This window comes from Dellaglioa sp. CoH-56-MRSF-13, from assembly GCF_056782095.1.
Map to the genome: position 1 here is coordinate 1 of NZ_JBXAYC010000091.1, position 368 is coordinate 368.

Consider the following 368-nt stretch of genomic DNA (forward strand, 5'->3'; position numbering starts at 1 on the left):
ATAGAATGGAGCCCGATGTTGGAGATGGTGTTTGCGTAGAACCTGGACCAGCGATAGGTAGTTGGCAGTACCAAGAATATGCCATCATCGGGTCCGTTCGGTTCATAGCTCCAAACAGATTGTCGCCTTCGATGATGCCGCCGTTGCTGCTGACTTCCCCGAGAGTACCGGGACCAGCAAGCGCAATCGACGAAGGCCCGGCAAAACCGCCGAGCCCACTCAAAGCTGAAGCCAAAATGTTTTCAGGTGCGTTAGCCAGCGCGGCGATAGCGCCACCTGTATTGCCAGAAAGCAGCTCACCAGCCGCGCCAATGGCGGACCCTAGTGCTGCGTTCACTGTATTATTTACGACGCGAGAGGCCGTGTTG

At 56.0% G+C, this 368-nt stretch carries 1 protein-coding gene; it reads right to left on the reverse strand.

From position 1 onward, the window contains the following. The coding region (locus AC1RP1_RS08040; protein WP_481762722.1) for a hypothetical protein at positions 1-337 on the reverse strand (337 nt) is incomplete at its 3' end. Positions 338-368: the final 31 nt, after the last annotated feature.